This is a genomic window from Microbacterium sp. ISL-103 (genome assembly GCF_018613995.1).
In the GTDB taxonomy this organism is placed as follows: Bacteria; Actinomycetota; Actinomycetes; order Actinomycetales; family Microbacteriaceae; genus Microbacterium.
The window spans coordinates 1-2,675 of record NZ_JAGGPD010000332.1 but is presented as its reverse complement, the minus strand read 5'-3'; the positions used below and the strand labels follow the sequence as shown (position 1 = coordinate 2,675).

The following is a 2,675-nucleotide window of genomic DNA, read 5'->3' as shown; positions in this document are numbered from 1 at the left end:
AGGCCCCCGGCTTCGTGAACTACGGAACCGAGCTCACCAACCCGGGCTTCGCGGCTATCGCCGAGGCCATGGGGATCTTCGCCCGTCGCGTCGAGAACAGCGAGGATCTGCCGGATGCCGTGCGCGAGGTGCTCGCGCACGACGGGCCCGCGTTGCTCGACGTCGTCACCGAACGGCAGGAGCTGTCGATGCCGCCGGCGATCGAGGCCGCCCAGGTCAAGGGCTTCGCGCTGTACGCGATCCGCACCGTGATGTCGGGCAAGGGAGACGAGCTGCTCGACCTGGCACGGGCGAACTGGCGTCAGTTCCTCTGACCCGCGGGATCCTGGAGACGACGCCTCGTGAGTCCGATTGCTCCTCGATAGTCCGAATCCGCGGGATTCGGACTTGCGAGGAGCGATCGGACTTGCCGATCGCCACGGCCTCGTCGAGCGCACGGGGCCGGCGAGCCTCAGCTGTCGAGCAGCGCCCGCACCTCGGCGGCCTCACCGTGGCGGCCGAGCGCCTCGAGCACGGTGCCGAGCTCGAGGGCTGAGACCTCGCGCAGGGGCGGATGCTCGGTGGCGTGCTCGGGCGCGCTGCGGTAGATCGGCACGGCGTCGGATGCTCGCTCGTCGCCGGCGCGCAGACGAGCGGGGCACAGCTCCGCTCCGCCGGCCGACCCGGCATCCCCGAGCGCCGCGAAGCCGTCGGCCGCCGTGAGCGCCGCGGCCACGGCCTCGTCGGTGCGCCCGAACTCCGCCAGAGCCCGTGCGCGGGAGTCGGTGACGTCGGCGAGAAGCCATCCGGCCTCGTGCTCCTGAGCGAGCGCTGTCACCTCGTCGAACAGGGCGAAGGCGCGGTCGTCGTGCCGCACGCCGTAGGCCTGGCCGAGGTTGTGCAGCACGTCGACGAGAGCGCCGACGGCATCCGGTGCCTTGCGCACGATCCCGGATGCCGATTCGAGCGACTCGATCGCTTCATCCTGCTCGTCGAACCGGGCGAGGATCTTCGCACGCTCGGTCAGCGCGACGGCCTGGTCGGCGTGCTCGTCCGCCTCGCCGAAGAGGTCGGCGGCGTAGCCGTAGGCGCCCACCGCCTGGCCGAACTCGCCGGCGGTCGCGAGCGCGCGCGCCAGCAGCGATGCGGTCATCGCCCGCGAGGAGGCGTGCCCCTCGGCCTTCTCCTCGCGCTCGAGCACCTGCCCGAACAGCTCTGCCGCGACCTCGGCGTCCCCGGCGGCGAGCATGGCGCGCGCGAGCCGGAAGTCCGCCCCCGCCTGGTCGCCGCCCTCCTGGGCGACGAGGCGGGAGGTGACGCGGTAGCGGGTCACCGCCTTCTCGGCATCCCCGGCGTCTTCCCAGAGCGCACCGGCGAGCAGATGCGCGCCGGCCAGCGCCGTCGTCGCGCCGAGTCCCGCGAGCAGGCGTGACGCCTCGTCGGCATCCGTCGCTCCCTCGACGTACGCCTCGCTGCCGCCGCGCACCCTGGCGCGTGTCTGCAGGGCCTGCGCCCGGTGTCCGGTGCTCAGATCGTCCTGTGCCAGAAACCGATCCAGCAGAGCGGATGCGGCCTCGATGTCGCCCTTGTGCAGCACGGCTGCGATCGCGACGAGGGTCGTGGTGTTGGTCAGCCGCGCGTCATCGGCCTCGGCGAAGGCGCGTGCGGCGACCTCCGCCATGTCGAGCGCCGCATCGGGTTCCTCGGCGTGCAGGTGCAGCGATGCCCGGCTGATCGCGAGGTCGCCGCGAGACCAGGCGGGCAGCGTCGCGGCGGTCGCGAGCTCGTCTTCGAGGGCGGCCGCGGCGTCGGCGGTGTTCAGCCCGAAGGTCGCGAGTCCGAGGCGCTGCTCCAGACCTGCCTGTGCGTCGAGCCCTGCGGCGCGCAGTGCGTCGATCCGCGCAGGAAGAAGCTCTGCTGCCTCGTCGGCGCGGTCGAGAGCGATCAGGATGCCGAGGCGCAGCGACATGAGCTGGGCGATCTTCGAGGGATCCTCGACGGCCAGGGCGTGGGGCAGCGCCTGCAGGGTCTCGTGCTCGGCCCCGAACTGGGCGAGATCCATCACCCGGTCGAACCACGCGTCCGGGTCGGCGGGGCCGGCGGTGTCCGGCGCGGCGACGAACGCGTCCGACCGGATCGGCACGTCGTACCGCTCCTCGGCGAGGGCGCGCATCCGGGCGAGGCTGCGCGCGTGACCCTCGGTGCCGTCGCGGCGGTCGAACTCGGCACCGATGCGCTCGGCGGCCGCCCAGGCGGTGGCCGCGAGGTCGGCGGCGCCCCAGGGACCGTCGTGCTCGCCGAAGAACGGGGTGAGGGCGGGGGAGTCCGCGCCGCGCACCGGGGTGTCGGCGTGCCCTGCGGCGGTGACGCGGTCGAGGGCGAAGGCGAATGCGGCGAGGGCGGCGAAGTGCGCGTCGACGTTGAGTCCGTCATGCGAGAGCCACGAGATGTGACGCTCGACCTGCGCGAGTGCGCGGGCCTCGTTGCCGGTGAGGGCGGCGAAGACGATGTTGTTCGCGACGATGCGCAGATTGTCGGGGTTGTCCTTCGCCAGACGGTAGCTGCGAAGGTGCGCGCTCTTCGCCTCGTCGAACCGCCCGGCGCGCAGATACGGCACGAGCACGCGGGACAGCGCGTGCTCCGGCTCCTCGCCGCCCGAGAAGCCGCCCTCGAGCCTCTCCTCGCCGAGGCCGATC

General features: G+C 72.9%; 2 protein-coding genes. One reads left to right on the top strand and one right to left on the bottom strand.

What is annotated here, in order from left to right:
• The coding region (locus J7E68_RS12520) for a thiamine pyrophosphate-dependent enzyme (protein WP_251048941.1) at positions 1-314 on the top strand (314 nt) is incomplete at its 5' end.
• 137 nt (positions 315-451) lie between these two features.
• Here J7E68_RS12520 and J7E68_RS12515 read toward each other — a convergent pair.
• Positions 452-2,675: hypothetical protein (locus tag J7E68_RS12515; protein WP_215173053.1), on the bottom strand; the 2,224-nt coding region annotated here is incomplete at its 5' end.